The 24,774-nt window shown below is 72.5% G+C and carries 18 protein-coding genes and 1 riboswitch; of the genes, 11 read left to right on the forward strand and 7 right to left on the reverse strand.

Features of this window, described 5'->3' with window-relative positions; translation table 11 throughout:
* Window positions 1-67: 67 nt before the first annotated feature.
* Complete coding sequence (locus WMF36_RS05305; RefSeq protein ID WP_437578517.1) at window positions 68-778, reverse strand: class I SAM-dependent methyltransferase; 711 nt, start codon at window positions 776-778, stop codon at window positions 68-70.
* Window positions 779-1,031: 253 nt separating this feature from the next.
* Between WMF36_RS05305 and WMF36_RS05310 the strand changes: the two genes are divergently transcribed.
* Window positions 1,032-1,895 (forward strand): hypothetical protein, encoded by an 864-nt coding sequence (locus WMF36_RS05310; RefSeq protein WP_437578518.1) that lies wholly within the window; start codon window positions 1,032-1,034, stop codon window positions 1,893-1,895.
* 93 nt (window positions 1,896-1,988) lie between these two features.
* Here the strand turns inward: WMF36_RS05310 and WMF36_RS05315 are convergent, their stop codons facing one another.
* Genes WMF36_RS05315 through WMF36_RS05325 form a run of 3 tightly spaced genes read right to left on the reverse strand, consistent with a single transcriptional unit; the run spans window position 1,989 to window position 3,680 of the window.
* Entirely contained in the window at window positions 1,989-2,825 is an 837-nt protein-coding gene (locus WMF36_RS05315) for a nucleotide-binding enzyme (RefSeq protein ID WP_437578519.1), read from the reverse strand.
* Complete coding sequence (locus tag WMF36_RS05320; RefSeq protein ID WP_437578520.1) at window positions 2,822-3,211, reverse strand: sigma factor-like helix-turn-helix DNA-binding protein; 390 nt, start codon at window positions 3,209-3,211, stop codon at window positions 2,822-2,824. Before WMF36_RS05320 ends, WMF36_RS05315 begins: the two co-directional genes overlap by 4 nt.
* Window positions 3,183-3,680: an HD domain-containing protein gene (locus tag WMF36_RS05325; protein WP_437578521.1), complete on the reverse strand. Its 498-nt coding sequence runs from the start codon at window positions 3,678-3,680 to the stop codon at window positions 3,183-3,185. Before WMF36_RS05325 ends, WMF36_RS05320 begins: the two co-directional genes overlap by 29 nt.
* Window positions 3,681-4,697: 1,017 nt before the next feature.
* On the opposite strand from WMF36_RS05325, the gene WMF36_RS05330 reads away from it, so the two are divergent.
* Genes WMF36_RS05330 through WMF36_RS05340 form a run of 3 tightly spaced genes read left to right on the forward strand, consistent with a single transcriptional unit; the run spans window position 4,698 to window position 8,432 of the window.
* The gene (locus tag WMF36_RS05330; protein WP_437578522.1) at window positions 4,698-6,242 is read left to right on the forward strand and encodes a serine/threonine-protein kinase; all 1,545 of its coding nucleotides are present in this window, start codon (window positions 4,698-4,700) and stop codon (window positions 6,240-6,242) included.
* A gap of 31 nt (window positions 6,243-6,273) precedes the next feature.
* Window positions 6,274-7,413, forward strand: coding sequence for a tetratricopeptide repeat protein (locus tag WMF36_RS05335; protein ID WP_437578523.1), 1,140 nt, complete (start codon window positions 6,274-6,276; stop codon window positions 7,411-7,413).
* A 53-nt stretch (window positions 7,414-7,466) separates the two neighbouring features.
* Window positions 7,467-8,432 (forward strand): LamG-like jellyroll fold domain-containing protein, encoded by a 966-nt coding sequence (locus WMF36_RS05340; RefSeq protein WP_437578524.1) that lies wholly within the window; start codon window positions 7,467-7,469, stop codon window positions 8,430-8,432.
* An 88-nt stretch (window positions 8,433-8,520) separates the two neighbouring features.
* On the opposite strand, the gene WMF36_RS05345 is transcribed toward WMF36_RS05340, so the two are convergent.
* The gene (locus WMF36_RS05345; RefSeq protein WP_437578525.1) at window positions 8,521-9,333 is read right to left on the reverse strand and encodes a haloacid dehalogenase type II; all 813 of its coding nucleotides are present in this window, start codon (window positions 9,331-9,333) and stop codon (window positions 8,521-8,523) included.
* Between the two features lie 247 nt (window positions 9,334-9,580).
* Between WMF36_RS05345 and WMF36_RS05350 the strand changes: the two genes are divergently transcribed.
* Window positions 9,581-10,495: a LysR family transcriptional regulator gene (locus WMF36_RS05350; RefSeq protein ID WP_437578526.1), complete on the forward strand. Its 915-nt coding sequence runs from the start codon at window positions 9,581-9,583 to the stop codon at window positions 10,493-10,495.
* Window positions 10,496-10,508: 13 nt separating this feature from the next.
* Here WMF36_RS05350 and WMF36_RS05355 read toward each other — a convergent pair whose 3' ends face one another.
* Window positions 10,509-11,042: a hypothetical protein gene (locus tag WMF36_RS05355; protein WP_437578527.1), complete on the reverse strand. Its 534-nt coding sequence runs from the start codon at window positions 11,040-11,042 to the stop codon at window positions 10,509-10,511.
* Window positions 11,043-11,105: 63 nt separating this feature from the next.
* On the reverse strand, window positions 11,106-12,944 hold the full coding sequence (typA, locus tag WMF36_RS05360) for a translational GTPase TypA (protein WP_437578528.1): 1,839 nt from the start codon (window positions 12,942-12,944) through the stop codon (window positions 11,106-11,108).
* Window positions 12,945-13,107: 163 nt separating this feature from the next.
* A riboswitch (cobalamin riboswitch) is annotated at window positions 13,108-13,290 on the forward strand.
* Window positions 13,291-13,535: 245 nt separating this feature from the next.
* On the opposite strand from typA, the gene WMF36_RS05365 reads away from it, so the two are divergent.
* The 6 genes from WMF36_RS05365 (at window position 13,536) to WMF36_RS05390 (ending at window position 24,713) form a co-directional block, all read left to right on the forward strand.
* A complete protein-coding gene (locus WMF36_RS05365; protein ID WP_437578529.1) occupies window positions 13,536-15,686 on the forward strand; it encodes a TonB-dependent receptor in 2,151 nt (716 codons plus the stop codon).
* A gap of 152 nt (window positions 15,687-15,838) precedes the next feature.
* Window positions 15,839-18,703, forward strand: coding sequence for an N-6 DNA methylase (locus tag WMF36_RS05370; RefSeq protein ID WP_437578530.1), 2,865 nt, complete (start codon window positions 15,839-15,841; stop codon window positions 18,701-18,703).
* Window positions 18,704-18,708: 5 nt separating this feature from the next.
* The gene (locus WMF36_RS05375) at window positions 18,709-19,308 is read left to right on the forward strand and encodes a hypothetical protein (RefSeq protein ID WP_437578531.1); all 600 of its coding nucleotides are present in this window, start codon (window positions 18,709-18,711) and stop codon (window positions 19,306-19,308) included.
* A gap of 140 nt (window positions 19,309-19,448) precedes the next feature.
* On the forward strand, window positions 19,449-20,144 hold the full coding sequence (locus WMF36_RS05380; protein WP_437578532.1) for a DNA-directed RNA polymerase: 696 nt from the start codon (window positions 19,449-19,451) through the stop codon (window positions 20,142-20,144).
* Window positions 20,145-20,230: 86 nt separating this feature from the next.
* Entirely contained in the window at window positions 20,231-22,756 is a 2,526-nt protein-coding gene (locus tag WMF36_RS05385; protein ID WP_437578533.1) for an ATP-binding protein, read from the forward strand.
* A 205-nt stretch (window positions 22,757-22,961) separates the two neighbouring features.
* Window positions 22,962-24,713 (forward strand): protein kinase domain-containing protein, encoded by a 1,752-nt coding sequence (locus WMF36_RS05390; protein WP_437578534.1) that lies wholly within the window; start codon window positions 22,962-22,964, stop codon window positions 24,711-24,713.
* Window positions 24,714-24,774 lie beyond the last annotated feature (61 nt).

Raw genomic sequence — 24,774 nt, forward strand, 5'->3', positions numbered from 1 at the left:
GAGCAACGCGCCGCCGCGGCCGCCTGGCGCGCCCGCGGCGGAGGCGTCGAGGGGGCGTGTGCGCCGCTCAGGCCTCCGGGTCGTCGCGGCGCTTGTGGCCCCTGACCATCGCGATCGGCAGGATCGCGGTGCCGAACCGGTCGATCTCGGCCACCTCGGAGAACCCCGCGCCCGTGAGCACCGCGGGGAGCCGGTCCGCGAGGTTGTCGTCGAAGCGGTGCACGAGGGGGTCGTCGCGGCGATGCGCGAGCCGCTCGAACCAGCGGAGCGCGCCCACGACCGCGCGGCCGGGCGCGCTGCGCGGCGACCCGAAGTCGGCGAGGAGCAGCGCGCCGCCGGGGCGGAGCACGCGGAGGATCTCCTCGGCCGTCCGCCGCTTGTCGTCCGCGGCGAGGTGGTGGAACATGAGGCTCGACGCCACGCGATCGAAGGTGCCGTCCGGATACGGCAGCTCCCACGCCATCGCCCGCTCGAAGCGCACCCCCGCGCCGGCGCGCGCGGCCTTCTCGCGGGCGAGGGCGAGGACCTCGCCGTCGCCGTCGATCGCGTGGACCTCCACCCCGGGATGGCGCCGCTGCGCGAGCACCGCGAGCGTGCCGGTGCCGCAGCCCACGTCGAGCACCTTCTGGCCGGGGGCGAGCTGCAGGTGCGCGACGAGCTGGCTCCGGAAGGCGTCCTCGCGGAGGAGCAGCCGGACCAACGGGTCGTAGAAGCGCGTCAGGACGGCGGGGCCAAAGGCGTGGATGTAACGGGCGTGCGTGTGCGTGTGCGTGTGCATGGGCGTCTCCTGCTGGGGTGTCGCGCCGGGGAGGACGCACCGGCCGCGAGCTTATTACACCTGCCTCGCCCTGATATGCGCCGGCCGGCGGGCCGCGCGGGCATCGGCATGTCCTGCCGGCGACGACCGGCGGCGTCCCGGAGCTCCGGGAGCAGCGCTGCGGTCCCTGGCTCCACGTCCGCTGAGTTCGACGAGACAGCGGCGTTCCGGCGACCGCCTACCGGGCCGGCCTTGGATCGAGTACTCGTTCTCCGTGACGCGCTATCACCTCGGCATCCCCGCGCTCATCTCCTGTCTCGTCCTCGCCGGATGCAATGCGATCTCGGGTATCGACAGCCTGACCTTCGACGGCGTGGGCGCGAGCGGAGGAGGCGGCGCCTCGCCTGGCCATGGCGGCGGCGGCGGAGCGGGCGGCGACGGCGGTGAGGCCGGCGGCGGCGATGCGTCGGGCGGTGGCGGCGATGCATCGGGCGGCGGCGGCGATGCATCGGGCGGCGGCGGCGATGCATCGGGCGGCGGCGGCGGCGGCGAATGCGACGGGAGCCCGTGCCCGGTGCCGCGAGGCGTCGAGCTCGTGGACCCGACGTTCACCGAGCTGCGCGGCAGTTCCACTGCGGGTACCCCCATCATGGACGTGTGCCCGGATGGGCAGGTCGCCCTCGGTTATCGAGGGGTCCTGGCGTCGCTGAGGGAGTCGTTCATCCTCGGCAAGATTCAGGCGCAGTGTGGCCACCTGGAGCTCACCGGAGCCGGTCCGTATACGATCACCACGACGCCCGGCGACGTGACTCCGGTCCGGGGCGAATTGGGCGACGAGCCGTGGGAGCTCATGTGCCCGGAGCACGAGGTGGTCGTGGGCTTCGGCGGCCGGGCTGGCAGCTTCGTGGACTTCTTCTCCATCGGTTGTGCGCCGCTCCTCGTGACGGGGGCGCCCGGCGATCTCCGCGTCGAGTTCGGGCCCCTCTCGTATCCGGGCGGCGCGGGCGGCGAAGGCGGCGAGCCGTTCCCGGACACCGTCTGCGGCGGCTCCCAGGTCCCGAACGCCGTTCAGACCGTGATCGCGACCGCCGTCAGCGCCTTCGGCCTGGGTTGCGCGACGGTCTCGCTCACGTACTGACCCGCCCCATCTCGCCCCCGGGGAGCGCTCGTCTGCGGGCGCGTGCTGACCCGCCTCTCTCGCCCGCGCAGCGCTCGTCTGCGGGCGGGGGCTTCAGGCTGCGCCCTCGAAGCCTGGCAGCGGATCGTAGTCCTGGTCGGGGTCGTCCTCCTCGCCGGGCTCGGCGCAGGCCGGCTCGTCGCCGTCTTCTCCGCCGTCGTCGAGCAGCCCGTCGAACGGCCCGGGGAGCGGGGCCTCCTCGTCCGCCTCGAGCAACGCGTCCATCCCTTCCACCTCGCCGGTCTCGAGGTAGCGCTCCCAGGCCGCCGGGTGATCCCGGGCGCAGAGCGCCGAGAGCGCGGCGATGCCGAGCCGCACGATCGGCTTCCCGTCGGTGCTGCTGCGGGGCCGCGCCCGGAGCTCGCGCGGGGCGTACACGGTGAGCTCGAGGGGCGCCACGTCCGCCACGTGGTAGTGGACGTATTCGCGGATCTCGCCGCCCTTCTGGATTGTCACGCGCTCCCGGTCGAAGGTCCAGCCGAGCGCGCGGACGTGCCGCTCCAGAGCCTCCTCGTCGGCCGGGAACACGTGCAGATCGACGTCGCTGCCGCGGCGGATGTGGCCGGTGGAGACCGAGCCGATGAGCCGCGGCGAGAACGGCGCGAGCGCGCGCATCGCCTCCAGCGCCACGACGCGCAGCGCGAACAGCCGGCGCGTCCGCTGGCTCCCTTCGGCGCGCTCGGCGAAGAGCAGCAGCGCCTCGCGGATCTCCCCGTTGGAGGGCAGGTCCGCGGGCCGGTAGCGCGCCCGCCGTCCCTCCACCTGGCCGAGGATCCGCTTCGCGGCCATCCGCTTGGCGGTGAAGTACTGGTCCACGCCCTCCTCGTACATGAGGCGCGCGGCCTCGGCGGCGATGCGGGTCCGCAGCCCGCCGAATCGCTCGGCGCTCATCGGGTCACCCGCGCTGCCCGCGCCGGCGCCGCGACGACCGCCGGCGCGAGGGCCTGCCGCAGCCGGAGCATCGCGCCGCCGACCATCCGGCCGCCCCGCGGCGCCCCGAACAGGCGCTTCTGCACCACCTGCTGCGCCACCCCGAGGCGGCGCGCGATCTCGCCCTGCGACAGCCCGTCGAAGAAATAGGCCTCGACGACCTCGCGCTGCTTCGCCGTCAGCGCGGTCTCGACCGCGTCCCGCACCGCGGCGCAGAGCCGCTCTCGCCCCGGTGTCTCGGCCTCGTCACCCCAGAGCCGGCGATCATCGCCCCAGCGGTCGACGTCGTCGCAGAGGACCTCCCGGCGGGCCTTGCGCTCAGGCGAGCGGCTCCTTTCGCAGATCATGGGCGGGGGCGGGCTCGCCGCCGATAGAGAGCAGGGGGAAGTCCGCGCCGTCGAGCAGGACCTCCACGGCGGCCTCGGGGCTCAGCACGGTCGCCCCCGGCGAGCGGCCGCCGAGATCCCACCGGCGGAGCCGCGCGAGGTCCGCGAGGGCCTTCGTGCGCCGGAGGCGCCGCCTCGTCGCGCCGGGCGCGCGCAGCAGGTGCAGGTGGTGCCGCACGAGCCAGACCACCCGTGGGCAGACGAGCTCCGCGAGCACGTCGGCCCCCTCCTCGGCGTGGTCGGCGGACGCGAACGCCTTGCCGACGTCGTGGAGCAGGGCCGCGGCCCAGAGCGAGCGATCCGCGGTCTCGCGGCGGGCCAGATCGAAGACCTGCAAGGAATGGAAGAGCGCGTCGCCCTCGGGGTGCCAGCGCGGATCCTGCGGCACGTGGTCGAGGGCGAGGAGGAGATCGAGGAAGTCCTGGTGCATCGAGGGGAGGGCGGTTGGGCCGCCCGCGGGGTGCGGGCGAGCGGTGCCCCTTCACCCTGGGGCGCGGTCACACCCACCGGAAGGCCGCGCGCGCCGGGGGAGCGGAAGGATAGCGCGGTCGCGGGGGCGAGGGGACGCGTCGGGCTGATCCCATGACCAGCTCGCCCTGTTCTGTCCGCTCCAGGCCGCGATCCCCTCGGCGCGACCGATGGCGCCCTCCCGGGCTGTTAGCGCCGCGTCGCCCAGGTTCGTTCCTGATTCCGTGATGGGAAGAATTTGAATCACAGAGGCACAGAGGGCACAGAGGAGAGAGAAGATAGAAGAATTGATCTATCTGTCCTCTGTATCCTCTGTGCCTCCGTGGTTCCTTCTCTCGTGAAACCAGGGAAGTCCTTGGGCCTCTCCCCCGGAGCCGGGGAGCGGGCGATGGTCAACAATGACGGGAGCTTCTCTCCCATGGGGGGGCGACCGTGCAGGTTCCCGTCGACATGTGCAACTCGCAGAAAGGACGCCTGCAGTTCCACCCGAGCGGCGCGGTTCACGTCGTGGCGCCCGCGCGAGACAGGTCGCCGGGGGCAGTGCTTCACCCTCGCTCGACGGAGCATGGCTCGGCCTGTGATCTGAACGAGCTCGTCAGGGCGGGCGCGCCGCCAAGGGGTCCGGGAGGCCGCTCCGGCACGGTCTGGTTAAACGCTCTCTCCTCACATTCTCGCACCACTGCGCCGCTGCGGCGGCTGTGGCGTCGCGGCGCGTCAGTACCCCTGGCTGCTTCCTGAATGTCCTGCGCGTCGCCTCGCCTTCCCAGGGTACGGACCGGGCAGGCACGCCTGCGGGCGCAGCGCGCGTCGTCCTGGCCCCGTTGCCCCGCTCTGGCGCGGTGTCGCCCGTTTGCATACCGCCCCCTTCTGACGGTCCTGTGGAGGACTGCTCCCCGCGCCGGATCGACCACACGAAGCTTCGCGTCCTGCCCGGGATCCGGTATCCTCACGGTTCCCCCCTCGGGAGGTGCGCTGGCGTATGAAGTTCGAGAAAGACGTCATTCTGGCCGGCAAATTTCGCCTGGAGAGAGAGCTGTCGCACGGCGGGATGGGCTCGATCTGGGTGGCGCAGCACGTCCAGCTCGACACGCCCGTCGCCGTCAAGTTCATGCGCGACGTGTATTCGGAGCTGCCGGTGCTTCGCGCGCGCTTCGAGCGGGAGGCGCGCGCCGCCGCGCAGCTCAAGAGTCCTCATATCGTGCAGGTCCACGACTTCGGCTTCGAGGATGAGGTGCCCTACCTCGTCATGGAGCTCCTGCAAGGCGAGGATCTCAACAAGCGCCTCCAGCGGTGCGGCCGCCTCTCGCTCCCGGAGACGCTGCACATCATCGCCCAGGCCGGGAAGGCGCTCCGCAGCGTCCATGAAGCGGGGTTCGTGCACCGCGACCTCAAGCCCGCCAACTTCTTCCTGGCACGCATCGACGGCGAGGATGGCGAGATCGTGAAGCTGCTCGACTTCGGGATCGCGAAGGACATCTCGGCGGCGCTCGCGTCCGACATCTCGGCCACGGGCGAGGTGATGGGCTCGCCCAACTACATGAGCCCGGAGCAGTTCTATGGCGAGCGGGACGTGGACGCGCGCAGCGATCTCTGGTCGCTCGGGGTCATCCTGTTCAAGATGCTCACGGGGCAGCTGCCGTTCCCGGGCGACGCGATCGGCCGCGTGGTCACGAAGGTCATCCTCGGCGCCGTCCCGTCGGCGAGGAAGATCGCCCCCGATCTGCCCAGCGGCATCGACGCGTTCTTCATGCGGGCGCTGGCGCGCGATCGGGACAAGCGGTTCCAGAACGTGCGCGAGATGGTCAACGAGCTCGCGCGCGTCGCGGGCGCGCCGCCGTTCTTTTCGCTCGCGGGGGACACCTCGCTGGGCGCCGGGTGGTCAGGGCGCGGCTCCGGCGGGGCGCCGGGGCTCGCCGACCCCGGCACCCCGCCGGTCGGGCAGCTGACGACGATGCCCATCCAGCGGCGCTCGGACCCGAACGATTTCCGCGCCTCGACGCAGGGCACCTTGACCGACGCGATCAACCTGTCGGCGCCGCACACGGCGCGCGCCGCCATCGCGCGGGCCGCGGGGCGCGTCGCCATCGGGGCGACGATCGCCGTCGTGGGCGTCGGCCTGGGCGTCGCCGCGCTCAACGGATCATCGACCGACGGCGACCGGACCGCGACCCGAGCGTCCGCGGCCGACTCAGCGCCCGCGCTCGCCGCGCCGTCGAGCGGCGCGCCGGCCGGGCTCGCCACGGTCCCCGCCAGCCCGAGCGCCCCCGAGGCGCGCACCGCGGCGGCTCCTGCGGTGGTGCCGGCCCCGTTGCCGCTCGACCCGGGCGCGGGCGCGCCGAACGCCGCCTCCCCGGCGCCGGCGCAGGCATCGCCCGTCCCCTCCGGGGCGGCGGCGCAGAGCGCCGCGCCCGCGCGCCCCACGTCCCCGGCCGCCGCTCGGGCCGCGCCGAAACCGGCGTCGCGCAAGACACCACCGGCTCCTCGCAAGAAGTCCGGCGGGCGCGGGCCGGACTGGGGACTCTAGCCGGGTGGCTCCGCGCCCCCAGAGAGCAGGAATGCGCTTCCGAGCCGCGGTGATGGGCACGCTCCTCCTGGTCACGCTCGCCGGCGCGGAGGCGTCGGCGCAGGCGCCGTCCCCGTCGTCGAGGACGCGACAGGCGGCGGTCACGTACGCCAACCAGGGGTGGACGGCCTACCGAGCCCGCCGGTACCGGGAAGCGCTCCAGGCCTTCCGGCGAGCTGAGGCCACGGTGCATGCGCCGACCTTCCTGATCATGGTCGCGCGCTCCTGCCACAAGCTCGGCCGCCTGACCGAGGCGCGCTCGGTCTACCAGCTCATCGTCGACGAACAGCTCTCGGCCGACGCCTCGCAGGCGTTCCGGCAGGCCCAGGCCGAGGCGAGGACGGAGCTCGAGGCCGTGGCGTCGCGCATCCCCACCGTGGAGATCACCGTGACGGGCGCGGGCTCGGGGGGCGCGCAGGTGGCGCTCGACGGGTTGGACGTGCCGCCGTCGACGCCCGTCGCGCGCGATCCGGGCAGCCACACGCTGGCCGTGGGGGCGCCTGGACGACGCGGGCTGACGAGGCAGATCGTCCTCGAAGAGGGGATGAGGACCCGGGTCGAGGTCGATCTGGCGGCCGGAAAGGTGCGGATCGGGAGCGACGGGACCGAGCACGGCGCGGGCGGCGAGCCGCAGCCGGTCGGCCCTGGGCAGGTCGCGGCCGGCGGCGGCGCCCAGGAGGGCGGCGAGGCGCAGCCAGTCGGCCCTGGGCAGGTCGCGGCCGGCGGCAGCGCCCAGGAGGGCGGCGACGCGGCGGATGGGCGCCCGAGCTCGCGCAGCACCGCGGTCGTGATCACGGGGCTCGCCGCGACCGCCGTGGGGGCGGGGCTCGGCGCCGCGTTCGTGCTCATGTCGAACGAGAAGGCGAGCTCGCAGCAGCTCCTCCTGGGGCCGGCCTGCACGGACCCTGCGCGCTGCCCTGGGCTCGATCTGCGCGGGTACAACGACCTGGGACACGCCAAGGCAGACCTCGCGAACGCGGCGGTCTGGAGCTTCCTGGCCGCGGGCGCGGCGGGGCTCGGCACGGTGGCGTACGTCCTCCTGACAGGGCAGCCCGACGCGCGGGACGCGACGGCAACCAGCCTGTCGGTGATCCCCATGCCGGGCGGGCTCGTCCTCAGCAAGCGCTGGTGAGGTTTCCGAAGAGAGGGATCTTCCCGATGGTGCGCATCGTATCTTGGAGATGGATGGGCTGGGCGCTCTCGCCGATCGTCCCGCTGGTCGCGCTCACCGGAGGTAGCTGCGTCTTTTTCAGCTACGAGGATGTCGTCCCCGGCGCGGGCGGAGCGAGCGGCAGCGCCGGTGGCAGCGTGGAGCCTTGCGGGCAGGGGGGAGGCGGCTGCGGCGTGGCGCCCCCGGAGGGCTGCGCCGGGCCGGGGAGCCATATCTCGACGTGCCTCATCGACGATGGCTTGATCGCGCGGTACTTCCTCGACGCGTACGCCTCGGATGGCAGGCTCGTCGACTCGGGACCGGAGCCGGGGCTCTCGCTCGACGTGGTGCGGGACGGAGAAATGCTCACGCTGGACGGCGAGGCGGGGCGCGTGGGCATCCGCTGGTCGACCCTCGGCGGCAACGCGCGCGTGGAGGCCGCGTTTTCGTCCACCTCCACGCCCCCGAGCAAGCTCCTCGTCGCGAAGGCGGAGCTCACGCTCGAGGCCGTGGTGAGCGTGACGGCCGCGGCGGTCGAGGGCGTGCCGTCTCGCATTCTGTACGTCGGGACCGGTACCGGAGAGCTCGGGAAGTACTCGCTGAGCGCGGGCGACCCCGACGCGATGGGAAACCGAGAGCTGCAGTTCCACGTCTTCGTCGGCTCCCAGGCGCAGTTCGTGGGGCAGTGGTTCATTCCCGCCGAGGAGATAGAGCGGCCATGCGTCCTGCACGTCGTGCTGAACGCCGCCGAGGGCGTCGTCGATCTCTACGTGAACGGCGACGCGCGAACGAACGTGATGCAGGAGCGGCCGCCCGCCGACTACGTCTTCACGTGGGCGGAGCCGATGTGGTATCTCGTGCTCGGTAACAGGCGGAGCGGCGGGCGCGCTTTTCGCGGCTCGATCCAGTATGCCGCGGTGTACGGCACGCCGTTGACTCCCGAGCAGGTGAAGGCCAACGCCGCGACGCTGGCGAAGAGCGACGACGGCCCCGGGATGTGACGAGGACGCCGCCCGCCGCGCGCCAGGACCGCCAGGGGGGCTTGCCGCGAGCGGGCCTGACACTCGTCCGCCCTCGCCCTCATGCCGTTCACGCCCCCGCCGTCACGAATTCTACCAGATCGGTCAGGGTCGCTCCCATCGCGTCGGCGCTCACGCCCAGCTCCTCGGCCGGCAGGCCCATGCGGTTGACCCAGAACGTGGGATAGCCAAACCACCGGGCGCCCGCGGCGTCCCAGCCGGCGAACGGGACGAAGAGGATCTCCTCGCGAGCGAGGCCGAACGCGTCGAGCGCCATCCGGTACGCGCGAGGATCCGGCTTGTACGTCCGCGCCCGGTCGGTGCTGAGCACGTGATCGAACAGGCCTCCCAGGCCGGAGCGCTCGATCGCGGCGTCGAGCATCCCCGGCGTGAAGTTGGACAGGAACGAGAGCCGGACGCCCGCGCGCCGCAGCGACTCGAGCGCCGGCGGCACGTCCGGCCACGCGTCGAGATCGAGATACGCCCCGAGGAGCCGCGCCCGCTTGTCCTCGCCGAGATCGAGCCGCAGCGCCCGCTCGGCGAACACCAGCGCGTCCGCCGTCACCTGCCAGAAATCGGCGTACTCGCGGGCCGCGACCCGGAGCCACGTGTACTCGAATTGCCGGGTGCGCCAGGCCTCGCTCAGCAGGGCTCCCTTGCCCGGACAGAGCTCCTCGGCGAGCGCGGCGATCGGCCGCGGATCGAGGATCGGAAAGGCGTCGAAGGCGATGGCCCTGATCTTCGGGCCTGCCGCCGGCCGCGGCGGCGCCGGCCCGCGCTCGGCGACGCACGAGGCGGTCATGGCCGGCGGGGCCGAGCCCAGGATGCCTGTCGCGGCGGTCCCGGCCACGCGGTTGAGGAATTCACGACGACTCGAATGCATGCTGTCCTCGATCGGATCATCCGATGTGAAGCGCGCGAAATTACGCGGAATCACGCGGAGTCACGCGGAGAGAAGGCGACAACGCGCCAGGGCACGCGGAGACGCGCCGGAGACGAGCGCGCGAATGCGTGGAGGAGAGCATGCGCGCTCCGCCGTTGCCCGGCGATCCGCCATCGCCGTATACTCGCCATGCATCTTTGCATGGCGCGGCGCGCTCCCGGGCCGCCGCGCCCCGCGCGCGGGAGCCATGCTCGACTGGGACGATCTGCGCTACTTCCTCGCCGTCGCGCGGCACGGCAACCTCTCGGCCGCCGCGCGCGCGCTCAAGGTCACCCAGCCGACCGTGGGGCGGCGCATCGACGCGTTCGAGCGGCGCCTCGGGGCGAAGCTCTTTCAGCGCTCGCCGTCGGGGTTCGCGCTCTCGGCCGCGGGCGAGAGCGTGCTCGGCCACGCCGAGCGCATGGAGCAGGGGGCGCTCGCCGCCGAGCGCGCCGCCTCCGGCCGCGACGCCGGCCTGAGAGGCCACCTCCGCATCACCGCGTCCGAGTGGCTCGCCGTCCGCGTCCTCGGGCCGCTGCTCGTCCCCTTCCTCGCGCGCCACCCCGCCATCTCCGTCGACCTCATCGCGGATGCGCGCTGGCTCAGCCTCCCGCGGCGGGAGGCGGATATCGCCCTTCGCCCCGCCGCGTTCGAGCACCAAGAGGTCTTCCAGCGCGAGGTCGCGCGGATCGGTTTCGGCCTCTACGCGTCGGAGGCCTACCTCGCCGAGCGCGGCCTGCCGGACTGGGACCGGCAGTGCGAGGGCCACGCCCTCGTCACGATGAACGACGAGCCGCCGGCCATCGCCGATCTGTCATGGCTGCGCGCCGTCGCCGCGAAGGCCCGCGTCGCCGCCCGCACCAACGGCCGCGAGACCCAGGCGACCATGGGGGCCGCCGGCGTCGGGCTCGTCTGCCTGCCGCGCACCCTGGGCGACGCGACGGCGGGGTTGCGCCTGCTCTCGCCGCCGTCGCCCCCGCCCGAGCGCGCGCTGTGGCTCGGGGTGCACCGCGACACGCGCGGGGTGCCGCGCGTCAAGGCGGTCGTCGCGTTCGTCATCGACGCCCTCGGGCCGCTGCGCGGCGCCCTGCGGCCCGGCGCGCGGCCGCGCGAGACCCGGTGACGCGCGCTCCCGGCTACCGGCCCTGGCCGAGCTGACACTCCCTGTGCGCCTCGAAGGCAGGCGCGCAGTCCATGTACACGAAATCGGTGTCGCACGCCGACTCGCGGGAGCCCAGGCACTCGAAGAGCGGATCGAGCCACGCCGAGATCTCCTCGCAGGTCGTGAACGACCCGATGTGGACGATCCCGCCCATGCAGTCGAAGTACGGCGCGGTCAGGTCGTTGCAGGGGCGCGGCTCCGAGAGCAGAGCGACGCAGGCCTCGCGACAGCCGGGCTCCCGGCACGCCGTGTCATCGAAGAGCTCGCAGAAGAAATCGCACGAGGCCCTCACGGACTCGGCCGAGCCCGTCCCGCTGGAGCTCGCCGTCTGCGGGCCCGCGCTCGCGCTCGCGCTCGACGTCGCGTTCGCGCTCGACGTCGCGCTCGCGCCCCCGGAGCCGTCGTCGCCCCCCGGGGAGCCGTCGACCACCACGCTCCCGCCGCAGGCGCTCGCCCCCGCGAGCGCGACGAGCGAAGCCAACCGCGCTGAAAGCAGCGTCGTTCTCATCCCCGGGAGTCTACACCCGGGCGGGCAGGGGAGGGGCGCTCGCCGCCGGGCGCCCCCGGCCGATCACTCCACCGCCTGCGACTGCTCGATCGCGTCCTCGCGGCGCTCCCGGCGGTTGCACGCGAGCACCTTCTTGCGGACGCGCACCGCGTCGGGCGTGACCTCGACGAGCTCGTCGCCGTCGATCCACTCCATCGCCGTCTCGATCGTGAGCAGCCGCGGGCTGGCCAGGAGGACGTTCTCGTCCTTGCCGTGGTTGCGCACGTTGGAGAGCTTCTTCTCCTTGATCACGTTGACGTCGGTGTCGTTCGGCCGGTTGTGCTCGCCGATGATCATCCCCTCGTAGACCTCGACGCCGGGGACGATGAAGAACATCCCGCGCGGCTGGAGGTGGTGCAGCGCGTACGGGGTCGCCACGCCGATGCGATCGGCGACGATGGCGCCTGTCGGGCGGCGCATCATCGGGCCGCCCCAGGGCGACCAGCCGTCGAACATCGTGTTGAGCAGGCCCGTCCCGCGCGTCGCCGTCAGGAACTCGCCACGGAAGCCGATGAGCCCGCGCGACGGCACCCGGAACTCGAGGCGCGCGCGCCCGAAGCCGGGGTTCGTCATCTTCACCATCCGGCCGCGCCGGCCGCTGAGGCGCTCGGTCACGATGCCGACGTAGGTGTCCGGCGCGTCCACGACCACGAGCTCGACCGGCTCCATCACCTCGCCGTTGATCTCGCGCGTCACGACCTCGGGGTTCGAGAGCTGCATCTCGTACCCCTCGCGCCGCATCGTCTCCACCAGGATCGCGAGCTGGAGCTCGCCGCGGCCGAGCACCACGAACGTGTCGGGCACCTCGGTCGGCTCCACCCGGATGGCGAGGTTCTTCATCGCCTCGCGCTCGAGCCGCTCCTTCAGGTGACGGCTCGTCAGGTACTTCGACTGCTTGCTCTTGCCGGCGAACGTCGACGTGTTCACGCCGATCTTCATCTTGATCGTCGGCTCCTCGACCACGATCCGCGGCAGCGCCTCGGGGCTCGCCGGATCCGCGATCGTGTCGCCGATCGTGACCGCATCGAGCCCCGCGATGGCGATCACCTCGCCCGCGACGGCGCTCTCGACCGAGACCCGCTTCAGCCCCTCGTAGGCGTAGAGCATCTTCACGTAGCCGCGCGACTGCCCGTCCTCGCCGAGGAGCGCGACGTCGGCGCCGGACCGGGCGGTGCCCCGGACCACGCGGCCGACCGCGAGCCGGCCCACGTAGTCGTCGTGGGTCGTGTTGCAGACGATGACCTGGAGCGGCCCGTCAGGGTCGCCGGAGGGGCCGGGGACCCGCTCGAGGATGGTCTCGAAGAGCGGCACGAGGTCCGTGCCCTCGTGCTCGAGCTCGCGCTTGGCCTGGCCGAACTTCGCGACCGCGTAGAGCGTCGAGAAGTCCATCTGCCCGTCGCTCGCCTCGAGATCGCAGAAGAGGTCGAACACCTCGGAGAGCACCTCGTGGGCGCGCGCGTCGCTCCGGTCGATCTTGTTGATGACGACGATGATCGGGAAGCCGCGCTGGAGGCACTTCGAGAGCACGAACCGCGTCTGCGGCAGCGGGCCCTCGGCGGCGTCGACGAGGAGCAGCGCCCCGTCGGCCATCATCAGCGTGCGCTCGACCTCGCCGCCGAAGTCGGAGTGGCCGGGGGTGTCGACGATGTTGATCTTGACGCCGCGGTACCGGATGCTCGTGTTCTTCGCGAGGATCGTGATGCCGCGCTCCCGCTCGAGGTCGTTCGAGTCCATGACCCGCTCGGCCACGACCTCGTTTTCCCGGAAGGCGCCCGACTGGCGGAGCATGTGGTCGACGAGGGTCGTCTTCCCGTGGTCGACGTGGGCGACGATGGCGATGTTGCGGAGGTCATTACGCGGCATATATACAGCGGCGGCCGTTTAGCACGCGTTCCACGGAGGAGCGAGCCCATCCTCGCTAGAGCTCGAACGTTCGGACCGCGCGCGGCGCGAGACCTGCGAGCGGAGCGGGCGAGGTGAGCGGGAGCGATTGACAGCCGGAGGGGCGCTACCGTAGGGTGCGCCCGCGCTGGTGCCTGGGCGCCTGTCCAGGCTGAATAGGGAACCCGGTGAAATTCCGGGGCTGCCCCGCAGCGGTAAGCGAGAACGACCTCCCACGACAAGCACTGGCCCGCGAGGGCTGGGAAGCGGTGGACAGTAGGAAGCCGGCCCGGCCGGAGCGCTCGCGAGCCCGAAGACCTGCCAGCGCCCGGCGACGGGGAGACATCCGATGCCGGTTCGACCTGGGAGCCTCGAGGGAGGCGGTTAGGTCCGAGCCGGTGCATCTCTGCGCACGTCCCGGATCCCGAACCGCCCCCCGCGATGCCTTTCGGTCGCCCGTGGGGGCGAGAGGTCGGTCCAGCGCATCGCGCCGGATTCGCCTTTTCTTCCTCGCGGAGCTCGACACGAGCGGCCCGGCGCCGCTCCGCGCGATTGCAGCGAAGGAGGACACGAATGCTCCGCGAGACGGTCACGAACGGCCACGAACACCGCCATCCGCTCCGTTGGATCGCCGCACTGGCCCTCTTGCTGGCAACCGCGCGGCCGGCGCGCGCCGAGGTCGAGCCGCCGGAGGCACCCGCGGACGGGGGCGCGCTCGAGGTCACGGTGCAGGCGGAGAAGCCGGGCAGCGAGGCCGCCTCGCGCGTCTCGGTCGGGTACCGCGAGCTCGAGCTCAGGCCGAGGCTCCGGCCGGGCGACATCCTCGAGGCGGTCCCCGGGCTCTTCGCCGTGCAGCACGCCGGCGGCGGCAAGGCGAACCAGTATTTCCTGCGCGGCTTCGACGCGGACCACGGGACCGACGTCGCCTTCTTCGTCGACGGGGTGCCCGTCAACCTGGTCAGCCACGGCCACGGGCACGGCTTCACCGACCTCTACTTCATGATCCCGGAGCTCGTGACAGGGCTCGACGGCTACAAGGGGCCTTATTACGCGAGCATCGGCGATTTCGGCACGGCGGGCGCCGTCAACCTCCGCTTCGCCGAGAAGCTCGACGAGAGCACCGCGCAGCTCAGCGTGGGGCAGTACGGCATCCTGCGCGGCCTCGTGATCGCCTCGCCGGATCTCGGCGACGATTGGCGCGCGGTGGCCGCGGCGGAGGTCTACCGGAACGACGGGCCGTTCCTCAATCCGGAGCGGCTCGAGCGCTTCAACGTGTTCCTGAGGGCGACGCACGACCTCGGCGGCGCCGGGAAGGTCCAGATGACCTGGATGTCCTACGGGTCGACCTGGTCCGGCTCCGGCCAGATCCCGGCGCGCGCCGTGTGCGGCGAGGGCGAGCAGGGCGGCCTGAACCCCCCGCCCTCCGCCTTCGGACAGCCGTGCATCGATCATTTCGGCGCGGTCGATCCGACCGAGGGCGGGTCGACCGCGCGGCACATGGGGTCCGTCTCCCTCTCGACCGCGTGGCGGGACGCCGACCTGAGCGCGATGGCTTACCTCCTCAGCTATCGCTTCACGCTGTACTCGAACTTCACGTTCTTCAGCGAGGACCCCGTCCACGGCGATCAGATCGAGCAGAACGACGACCGCACCGTCGCAGGCGCCGATCTCCGGTTCCGCAAGCAGTTCGAGCTCGGGGGGGCGAGGTTCACGACCTCGCTCGGCGCGCAGCTCCGCGCGGACGGGATCGACAAGTCGCTCCACCACGACCAGGCGCGCGAGCGGCTCGAGGAGAGGGACCGGACCCACATCGACGAGGGCCAGATCGGCGTCTACGTCGAGCAGGACGCCCGGCTCCGGCGCTGGCTCCGCCTCGTGCTCGGCGCGCGCGGGCAGTGGATCGACGTCAACGTGGACGACCTGCGCGAGGACCTCCAGGCGACCGGGAACAGGTCGAGCGGCGCCCAGGGGCAGATGCAGCTCCTCCCGAAGCTCACGGCGATCGTCTCGCCGATCGACGGGGTCGATCTCTTCGCCCACTACGGGCGCGGCTTCCACTCGAACGACGCCCGGGGCGTGGTGCTGGCCCAGGGGGCGGCGACGCTGATCACCCCCGCGACGGGCTACGAGGTCGGCGCGCGGGTCGCGCCCGTGCGCGGGCTCTCGCTGAGCGCGGCCGGGTTCCTGCTCGATCTCGACTCCGAGCTGGTCTGGAGCGGCGACGCCGGCGTGACCGAGGCGTCGGGGCAGACGCGGCGCTACGGGGTCGAGATCGGCGCGCGTTACCGGCTCGGGAGCTGGCTCTTCGCCGACGTGGACGCGACCTTCACCCGCGCGCGCTTCCGCGTGAACGCCGGCAACGCGAGCGCGGTCGCCCTCGCGCCGACCCGGACGCTGACCGCGGGGGTCGGCGTCCGCCCGACGTTCGGCGCGTTCACGCCGTTCGCCGCCCTGCGGATCAAGGCGATCGGCGCGCGGCCCGCGACCGAGGACGAGTCGCTCACCGCCGAGGGGTTCACGGTCGTCGACGCGAACGCGGGGCTCCGGTGGAGGAACGTCGAGGTGGCCGTGGACATCCAGAACCTCCTCGACACGACGTGGCGCGAGGTCCAGTTCGCGAGCGACTCGCGGCTGCCGTACGAGCCGGCCGCGGTCACGGGGATCCACTACTCGCCGGGGTGGCCCTTCACGGCGATCGGGCGGGCGACGCTGTACTGGGAGTGAGGGGGTGCTGCGCTCAAGCCCGCGTGGCCGAGCGCGCGACCCTGGCGTGCGCGGGGGCGAGGGAATGACGTTCGCGGCGGCAGCGGCGGCAGCGGCGGCGGAAGGAGGCAGGCTCGCGACCCGCGGTGCGCGCGTGTATCGTTCGCGCAGCCATGCCGACGCCCCGCGACGTCTTGCTGCTGCTCCCCCGGGCTGATCTCACGGCCCTGGCCGACCGCTTCGGGGTCGACCTGCCCGACCGGCGGAAGAAGGCGGCGATCATCGACGCGATGCTCTCGGCGCCGGAGCTGCAGGTCGAGGAGCTGCTGCGCGCTTTGCGCATCGATGAGCTGAAGGAGCTGTGCCGTGCGCTCGGCCTCGACGCTCGCGGGCGTGACAAGACCGTCCTCGTCGCGCGTCTGCTGGAGGACCGCTCCCCTGAGAGCGCGGCGCGCGGCGCCGCGGGAGCACAGGGAGCCGTAGCGGCCCGGCTCGGCCCAAGGAGCGCAGCGCAAGACGGTCGGCTGACGAAGGAACAGATCGTGGGCTGCCTGCTCGAGGCAGACAAACTCCTTCGGCACGCGCTCGGTCCGAGCGGGCAGCACCGGATGACGATCGCCGTCCTGCTCCTCCTGAAGCGCCTCAACGACGCGGAACCCTCCACGTTCAACGTCGCCGTGCCGGTCCACGCGCGATGGGCGACGGTGGAGGGGAGCTTTCCGGAGGTCGACCTGGCGCTCAACCGGGCCTGTGCGGCGCTCGAGGAGAGCAATCCGGCTCTCGACGGCGTGCTTTCCTGGGTTGACTTCACGGACGAGCGACGCTTCGGGGATCGCAGGGAGCGCCTCCGCCTCCTCTACAGGCTCGTCCAGCTCCTCTCGGGGATGTCGCTTCGAGACGGGGATCTGGCCACGCCCGACACGCTGGGGCGCGCCTTCCAGATGTTTCTCGAGGAGATGGACCTCCGGGACGCGAAGCGCGCCGGTGAGCCCCACCCCACGATCGCGATCGCGGAGCTGATGGCGGAGCTGCTCGCCCCCTCCGAGGGGATGCGTATCTACGATCCGGCGTGCGGCTACGGCGCCTTGCTGGTCGCGTGCGCGACTTACGTCGAGCGCCGCGGCGGAGACGGGCGAAGCCTCTCGCTCCGTGGTCAGGAGAAGAGCATCGAAGCCTGGACGCTCGCCAGGATCAACATGCTCCTGGCCGGTCTGCCGGACGCACAGATCGACAGGGGTGACACGCTTCGCGATCCGCGCAGCACCGTGGACGGGCATCTCGTGCAGCACGACCGCGTCCTCTGCGTTCCGCCGGTCGGCCTCTCGTGGGGGGGGCATGACGTGGTGGAGCGCGACCGTCACGCGCGCTTCCGGTATGGCGTGCCTCCTAGAAACCGCAGTGAATTCGCTTTCTTGCAGCACATGCTCGCCAGCCTCCACCCTTCGGGGGTGATGGCGATGCTGGCGCCCGGCGGCGTGCTGTTTCGCGGAGGAACCGAGGGGGAAATCCGCAAGGGAATGCTGCAGGACGACCTCTTTGACGCGGTGGTCGGGCTCCCTGCCAACCTGCTGCCAGCGAGGAGGGGCCCCGCTGCGCTCCTCGTACTGAGCCGCGACAAGCCGGCGTCGAGAAAGCGAAAGGTGCTCTTCATTGACGCCTCGGGAGGGGTCCAGGAGGGGCGTACGAGGAACCGGCTCGGGCCCGATGACGTGGTGAAGATGGCGACGACCTTCCGGTCGGCCAGCGACGTCCCTGGTGTTGCACGCCTCGTCGACGTCGACGAGATCGCGGCGAACGGGTTCAGCCTGGCAGTGCGCCGGTATGTCGACGACGGCGCGCCACCGAGCGATGAAGCCCCGGTACAGATGTGGCGGCGCGTCGAGCTCAGGAACTACCGGAGCATCGCGGAGGCCAGCGTCGAGCTGGCCCCTTTCACGGTGCTCGTCGGCCCGAACGGCAGCGGCAAGTCCAACTTCGCAGACGCTATCGTGTTCGCGCGCGACGTCGCGACGGACGCCGCGACCGCGGTCGAGCGGCGCGGCGGACTCGCCGGTATCAGGCGCTGGCAGCCGGCGGAGGAGAATGACCGAACCGAAGTGCACGTCGACGTCCGCGCCGCGACGTCGCGCGCGGCCCTGGAGACAGACTACCTGCGTCACCGGTTCACGATCCGCGCGAAGGGCGATGGATTGTGGGCGTTTCGCAGTGAGACCATCGAGCGATTCGTCCGAGGCGCCCCGGTGCTCTGGGTCGAGCGGACGCCCGAGGGACTGGAGGTGGAGACCGCGTCGGGGACGCGCCTGGTCTCGAGCGAGAGCGCCTACATGCCCAGCGAGACCGCGAGCGCCATGGTGTTCGCGCGCCAGCTCGTCGAGTTCGCCACGGCCACAGCGCTCAGGAACGTCACGCGGATCCGGCTGGACGCCGAGGCCATGCGAAAGCCGCAGGTCGCGACCGAGAACACCCGCCTGGACGAGTCGGGGAACAACATCGCCGTGGCGCTCCGGAGCCTCGATGCCGAAGGGCAGGCGCGCGTCCTCGCCGCCATGCAGCAGATCGTCCCGGGGCTCTTGCGCATCGCCGTGGAGGCGTTCGATCGCTTCCTGCTCCTCAAGTTCGAGCAGCGTCAGCCCGGAGGACACGTGGCGCGGTTCTCGGCGAGCGAGATGTCGGACGGCGCGCTTCGCGCGCTCGGGATCCTCGTCGCCGCCCAGCAGATGACCGGAGACGAGCTCGTGATCATCGAGGAGCCCGAGGTCGCGATCCACGTCGGAGCCGCCCAGCTGCTCTTCGATGTGCTCAAGGACGCGTCGACGAGGGGCTCTCTGCTGATCACCACGCACAGCGCCGATCTGCTCGACGCCGCGCGCGAGGAGGAGATCCTCGTGTGCTCGTACCGTGACGGGGTGACGCAGATAGGTCCGCTCTCCTCGGCGCAGCGCGACGTCGTTCGACAAGGGCTGTTCTCCGTCGCCGAGCTGATGCGCTCCGAGCCGCTGCGGATCGAGGGGGAAGAACCCGCGAGCGTCCAGCTCTGAGCCCGATGAGGCGGCTCGTCTGCATCGTCGAGGGCAAGGGCGAGGTCGCTGCCATCCCGAACCTCTGTACGAGGATCCTCCGCCAGTACCTCGGAGACATTGCGTGGATCGTCGATCAGGATCCGATCCGGCAACCTCGTGGCAAGCTGGTGGACGGGACGCGCAAGAGCCCGCTGCGCCTCTGTCACGCCGAGGGGGTGCGCCGCGCCGTGCTGCTCGCGCGGCAAACCCGGAAGGCCGACGCCGTGCTCGTCCTGTGCGACGCGGACGCCGATTGCCCTGCGACCTGGGGCCCGGACGCGGCGCGCGTGGTCAAGGAGCTCATGTCCGGCGACGCCGTGATGGCTGTTTGTGAGTACGAGACGTGGTTGCTTCTCAACTTTGCGGAGGATGCCCTGCGGCGGGCTGGAGCCCCCATGCCGGAGAGCATACGCGGCGCCAAGGAGGTGCTGAGACGGCTCGTCCCGGGCTACCTGCCGACAACGCACCAGCTGAGCGAGACACGGAGGATCGACATCGCCCTCGTCCGCAGGCGATCCGACAGCCTCGACAAGCTCGTCCGGGCGCTGGCAACGATCTCGGGCATGCCCCTTCCGGATCGCTGAGCTGGCTGCGTCGTCGTCCGGGAGGAAGGCCTCGAGCCGCCGCCGCCGCACGCGCTCGCGCTGTAAGCTCCGCCCGGCCGCCCCGTTGCGAAGAGGTGCGCCCCCGGTCTTCACGCCGGAGCGCCGTCACGAGGGTTCCCATGCTGGTCCGCGTCCGCTCTTTTCACGCTCCGCGCAAGCGCCACCCCGCGCGCAGGCGCATGCCGCCCGCCGCGCTTTTCCTCGCGCTCGCCGCCATCTTCCTCGCCGGCTGCGGCCCCCGCCTCGTCCCGTTCACGCACGAGCTCCGCGTGCAGCACGACCTGTCCGACAGGGACGTGAAGAGCCTCCAGTTCTACGTCTCGCACGAGATCGCGCTGCGCCGCGAGCTCACGGCCGAGAGCTCGCGGATCACGAGCAACCACACGCTCCTGCTCGTCTCCGGCAAGGTCATCGAGGAGGTCGTCGTCGAGGATCGCACGCCCGGCGTCGTGGTCGCCGCGCGCGGCGGCGTCCTCTCGGTGAGCTTCGAGCCCGGCGCGTCGCTCACGTTCTCCGCCAGCGCCGAGCCCTCCGCGCCCGCGCCGCCGTTCCCCGCCTTCGCGTCCCCGCCCGACCCGTTCCCCGGCAACGCGGGGCCGCTCCTCGACGTCCCGAGCGCGGCGGGCGAGGACAGCAGCCCCGGCGGCAACTACTGGCTCGCCGCCGGGCCCGGCGGTGAGGTCCGGTACCAGGGCAAGGTGTTCTCGGCGATCGAGGACAGCCTGCGGGCGCACCTCCTGATCGACGCCGACGCGCTCGAGGAGGTCGTCGAGCGCCGCAAGGTCCTCCCCGGCGTGCGCCTCTCCGGCCGCTGACGCGCGGCCCGGCGCGCCGGCGCGCCGTTGCGAGGGCGCGCGCCGTTGCGAGGGCGCGCGCCCTGCGCTTCCATGCCGCCCGTCCCGTGAGCCCCCCGCCGCCCTCCCAGCTCCGCGCCCCGCGCGCGCCGCGCGCCCGCGCGGAGCTCGTCGCGACCGGCTGGGAGCTGTTCTCGGCCCTGCTGTTCCTCTCCGCCGTCGTCCCCGCGGCCCTCACCACGCCGTGGCCGGCGATCCTCCTGCTCGCCTCGATGGCCCTCTCGGCCGCGCTCTCGGGCGTGCTCGTCCGCCGCGGCGATCGCGGCTTCGCCATCGCCGCGGCGATCCGCACCCTCTCGTGGCCGCTCGCGGTCTCGCCGCTCGCCTTCCTGGGCGCCCCCCCCGCGCCCTCCTCCTGGCCGGGTCCGCTCGGGATCGGCCACGCGACGCCCCCCTCGTGGCTCGGCCTCCTGGTCACGGCCGTCGCCTTCGGCGTCATGGCCGGCGGCATGCGCCGCGCCATCTACCGCAGCCTGCTCCGCGCCGACGCGGCCGACGGCGGCGCCTCCGAGGCCGACTCGGCGCGCGCCCTCGCCGCGGCGCTCCGGCCGAGGCTCGCCGAGTCGGCGACGGCCGCCGGCATCGTCGGCGGGCACGTCATGCTGCTCTTCTGCGTCGCGTTCCTCCGCACCCAGAGCCAGGTCGTGTTCCAGGCGTGGTTCGAGGTCGTCCCCCTCCTCGCGCTCTCCGGCACCCTCGGCTTCACCCTCGCCGTCCGCCCCGCCACGCGCGCGATCGTCGCCGCCCTCCGGGCCGGCCCTTCCGGCGACCGCGCCCTGCTCGGCCGCGGCCTCACCCGCGCCGAGCGGCTCCCCGACGTCCTCGCCTCCCTGAACTTCGCGCTGTGGCTCGGGTGCACCGCGATCGGCATCGCCTACGTGCGCCCCGGCGCCACCTTCAGCCCGGGCGCCACCTTCAGCGTCGCCGACGCGCTCATGCAGCTCGGCTTCGGCGCGCTCTTCGCCTTCGGCGTCTCGTTCTACCAGCGCGCGTGGCACAAGGACTCGGTCGCGCGGGCGGTCGACCTCCTGCGCGCGTGGACGGGCGCGCCCGAGCGCGGCGGCGCGGCCCCGATGCCCCTCCGGCGGCGCATGCTCCGCGACTTCGGGCTGCCGCTCCTGTTCACGGGGCTCCTCTCGCTCTTCTCCTCCATCGGCCTCTACCGCGCGCTGGCGACCGGCTCGTCCTTCGACGAGGACTTCAACGCCATCACCGCGCTCTTCGCCTCGTTCTCCCTCCTCGTGCTCGCCGCCCTCGGCGTCGTCGCGCGGGCGGCGCGCGAGCTGTCGCGGCCGATGGCGCAGCTCGCCCGCGCCGCCGACGAGGTCGCGCGCGGCGAGCTCGACGCCGCCGTGCCGCGGCTGTCCGGGCCGAAGGAGGTCGTGGGCCTCGGCGAGAGCGTCGAGCGCATGCGGCAGGCGCTGTCTCGGACGATCGCCGAGCTCGAGGGCGAGCGCGCCGGCCTCGAGGAGAACGTCGCCGCGCGCACCGCGGAGCTCACGCGCGCCCTGTCCGAGCTGAAGCGGGCGCAGGCCGCGCTCATCCACGGCGAGCGGCTCGCCTCCATCGGCGAGCTCGTCGCCGGCGTCGCGCACGAGATCTACAACCCCCTGAACGCCATCGCCGGCGCCGCCCAGCCGATCGAGGAGCTCGCCGCGGAGCTCCGCGCCGTCCTCGACGCCTACCGCGCCGCCGAGCGCGAGCTCCCGGACGACCGCCGCGGCGCGCTCGAAGCGCTCCGCGCGCAGCTCCAGACCGAGGCGGCGCTCGACGATCTCGTCGGCATCTCCACGCTCGTCCACCGCGCGGTCGAGCGCAGCGTCCGCATCGTCACGAACCTGAAGAGCTTCTCGCGCGCCTCCGGCGAGCCGCTGCCCGTCGATCTGCACGCCGGGCTCGAGGAGACGCTGCTCCTGCTCGGCCCGCGGCTCCGACAGGCGCGCATCGAGGTGATCAAGCGCTACGGCGAGCTGCCGCCCGTCACCTGCCAGAGCGGAGAGATCAACCAGGTGTTCATGAACCTCCTCGTCAACGCCATCCAGGCGCTGGAGGAGGCGAGCGCCGCGCCGCCTGCGCGGGCCTCCGCGCCGCCTGCGCGGGCCTCCGCGCCGCCGGCCGGGGCGGAGGGGGCGGGCGAAGGCGAAGCGGCGCCGGGCCCGCCCGGCGCGCCCGCGATCTGCATCGAGACCTGGATCGACGAGGACGAGGACATGGCGGCCGTCGCGATCTCCGACAGCGGCCCGGGCGTACCGCCCGATCTCGCGCAGCGCATCTTCGATCCGTTCTTCACCACGAAGCCGCGAGGGCAGGGGACGGGCCTCGGGCTCTCGATCTCGACGGACATCGTCCGGCGGCACGGCGGCACGCTCGCCCTCGTCCCCGCGGATGGCCGCGCTGGAGATCTGCGCCACGGCGAGCCCGCCGGGGCGCGCTTCGTCTGTCGCCTGCCCCTCGATCCTCGCCCGGGGAGCGCCCGTCTGCAAGGCGATGCGCCCCCGCCTGCACGGCCGTCTGCAGCCGGCTGCCCGCCTGCGGAGGCTTGCCCGCCTTCACCGTTATCCGTGGACGCTTGAATGCGCGCAATCGGCGCCGGTCTCCCACCCCACCTCCACGCGGAGCGCGCTCCAGATTCCTCTCCAACCCGACCGCGGGCCCATAGACCGGCTGTTTCAAACCGGATACCTTCAGCGAGCGATCCGACTCACCGCACAGCGCAATAAGCCCCTTGAGAGACGCGAACCGCCCTTCTGGGGAGCGCTGAGGAGAAACGAAGGCACCATGGAGCGCGCGATTCAGCGACCGGCAGGTCCCAAGGCTTCGAGCACCGATCCGTTGATCGGTAAGGTCGTGGCCGGCAGGTACCGGCTCGAGGCACGGCTCGGCGAAGGCGGCATGGGCGTCGTTTACCGCGCCCGTCATGTGCTGATCGACCGGGTCGTCGCCCTGAAGCTCATCCGGCCCGATCTCCGCGGAGAGACCCACCTCCGCGCGTGGATGCTGCGCGAGGCGCGCGCCGCAAACCGCGTTGACCACGCCCACATCATCGATATCCACGACATCGGCGAGACCGAGGAGGGCGAGCTCTACCTCGTCATGGAGTACCTCGTCGGCACGCCGCTCTCGGCGGAGCTCGCGCGCGGCCCGATGCCGATCGCGCGATCGGTGGACATCCTCGAGCAGATGTGCGCCGCGCTCGCTCGCGCCCACGACCTCGGCGTCGTGCACCGCGATCTGAAGAGCGACAATATCCTGCTCACCCACCGCGGCGGCCGGAAGGACTTCGTCAAGATTCTCGACTTCGGCCTCGCCGCCATCGCGCGCGACCCGCGCCTCGCCCCGAAGGGCGCGGTCTTCGGGACGCCCGAGTACATGTCGCCCGAGCAGGCCCGCGGCGAGGAGGCGACGGCGCAGTCGGACCTCTACGCGCTCGGCGTGCTCTTCTTCGAGATGCTCACCGGGCAGCTCCCCTTCCGCGCGAACGACCGCGACACCCTCCTCGAGATGCAGCGGACCCACGCGCCGCCGCGCCCGCGCTCGATCCGCCCCGACGCGCACTCGCAGGGCGAGGCGATCGTCCTGCGCCTGCTCGAGAAGGACATCCGCAAGCGCTACCGCGACGCCCATCACCTTCAGGAGGAGCTGAAGGCGCTCCAGCGCGGGCTGCCGGCCCACGCGTGGGAGGTCGAGGGCGGCGACGGCGTGCCGCTGCCGCCGCCGCCGCCGCCGCCGCAGAGCGCCGGCGTCATCGAGTGGGCGAGCCGCGCGGCCCTGTTCTCGCGCATGGTCTCCCGCGCCTATCCGTCCGGGCAGGTGCCGCAGGAGGTCCAGAACGGCCTCGCGCAGGCCTGGGACCTCGCCGCGCGCGCCAACAAGCTCGAGGGCGAGGTCGCGAGCCTCACCCGCAAGCTCGAGGCGCTCGAGCGCCGCGGCCGCGCTCTGCGCGCCGAGATCGGCCGCAAGGTCGAGGAGCTCGCGCACGAGGAGTCGCGCGTGATGCGCGAGGCGATGGCCGACGGCGAGGACGTCGAGAAGGTCCGCGTGGAGCTCGCCGCCGCCGAGAAGCTCGCGCTCTCCGGGCGCCAGCTCGCGGACGTGGCGATCCGCCAGGGCAACCACGATCCGCTCGTCTACGAGCGCGCGGGCGCGGCCGGCGCGACGGCGCAGGCGAAGCGCGAGCAGCTCGGGCGCTACGAGCACAAGAAGAACACGCGCGAGGCGAACGCGCGCGACCTGCGCCGCCAGATCGACGAGCTCCGCGCCCAGCTCGCCCGCTACGCCGAGGCCCTCGAGGAGGATCTCGCGCAGGGGCGCGAGCGCGTCGCCGCGCGCACGCGCGAGGGGCTCGCCTACGAGAAGTCGTTCAGCGAGGCCTCGAACCTGCTCCTGAGCCACCTCCGCAACAAGCCGGAATGCCGGGATCTCGTGGCGGAGCTCCTCACCTCGCACGCCAGCCCCAACGCGGACTCGGGCTCGGATCAGCGGCTCTCCGGCTCGGACCGGCGCCCGAACACCGCGACCGAGCGCAACTGAACGCGCGCTGAACGCGGCCTGAACACGACAATCCGCGGAGGAGCGCGGCCCCGCGCGCTCC

The organism is Sorangium sp. So ce887, from assembly GCF_051521455.1.
Classification (GTDB): domain Bacteria; phylum Myxococcota_A; class Polyangia; order Polyangiales; family Polyangiaceae; genus Sorangium.

Excerpts from the sequence above, each read along its gene's own strand:
- WMF36_RS05305 (WP_437578517.1), bottom strand. The coding sequence starts at position 778 with ATGCACACGCACACGCACACGCACGCCCGTTACATCCACGCCTTTGGC.
- WMF36_RS05315 (WP_437578519.1), bottom strand. The coding sequence starts at position 2,825 with ATGAGCGCCGAGCGATTCGGCGGGCTGCGGACCCGCATCGCCGCCGAG.
- WMF36_RS05320 (WP_437578520.1), bottom strand. The coding sequence starts at position 3,211 with ATGATCTGCGAAAGGAGCCGCTCGCCTGAGCGCAAGGCCCGCCGGGAG.
- WMF36_RS05325 (WP_437578521.1), bottom strand. The coding sequence starts at position 3,680 with ATGCACCAGGACTTCCTCGATCTCCTCCTCGCCCTCGACCACGTGCCG.
- WMF36_RS05330 (WP_437578522.1), top strand. The coding sequence starts at position 4,698 with ATGAAGTTCGAGAAAGACGTCATTCTGGCCGGCAAATTTCGCCTGGAG.
- WMF36_RS05335 (WP_437578523.1), top strand. The coding sequence starts at position 6,274 with ATGCGCTTCCGAGCCGCGGTGATGGGCACGCTCCTCCTGGTCACGCTC.
- WMF36_RS05340 (WP_437578524.1), top strand. The coding sequence starts at position 7,467 with ATGGGCTGGGCGCTCTCGCCGATCGTCCCGCTGGTCGCGCTCACCGGA.
- WMF36_RS05345 (WP_437578525.1), bottom strand. The coding sequence starts at position 9,333 with ATGCATTCGAGTCGTCGTGAATTCCTCAACCGCGTGGCCGGGACCGCC.
- WMF36_RS05350 (WP_437578526.1), top strand. The coding sequence starts at position 9,581 with ATGCTCGACTGGGACGATCTGCGCTACTTCCTCGCCGTCGCGCGGCAC.
- WMF36_RS05355 (WP_437578527.1), bottom strand. The coding sequence starts at position 11,042 with ATGAGAACGACGCTGCTTTCAGCGCGGTTGGCTTCGCTCGTCGCGCTC.
- typA (WP_437578528.1), bottom strand. The coding sequence starts at position 12,944 with ATGCCGCGTAATGACCTCCGCAACATCGCCATCGTCGCCCACGTCGAC.
- WMF36_RS05365 (WP_437578529.1), top strand. The coding sequence starts at position 13,536 with ATGCTCCGCGAGACGGTCACGAACGGCCACGAACACCGCCATCCGCTC.
- WMF36_RS05370 (WP_437578530.1), top strand. The coding sequence starts at position 15,839 with ATGCCGACGCCCCGCGACGTCTTGCTGCTGCTCCCCCGGGCTGATCTC.
- WMF36_RS05375 (WP_437578531.1), top strand. The coding sequence starts at position 18,709 with ATGAGGCGGCTCGTCTGCATCGTCGAGGGCAAGGGCGAGGTCGCTGCC.
- WMF36_RS05380 (WP_437578532.1), top strand. The coding sequence starts at position 19,449 with ATGCTGGTCCGCGTCCGCTCTTTTCACGCTCCGCGCAAGCGCCACCCC.
- WMF36_RS05390 (WP_437578534.1), top strand. The coding sequence starts at position 22,962 with ATGGAGCGCGCGATTCAGCGACCGGCAGGTCCCAAGGCTTCGAGCACC.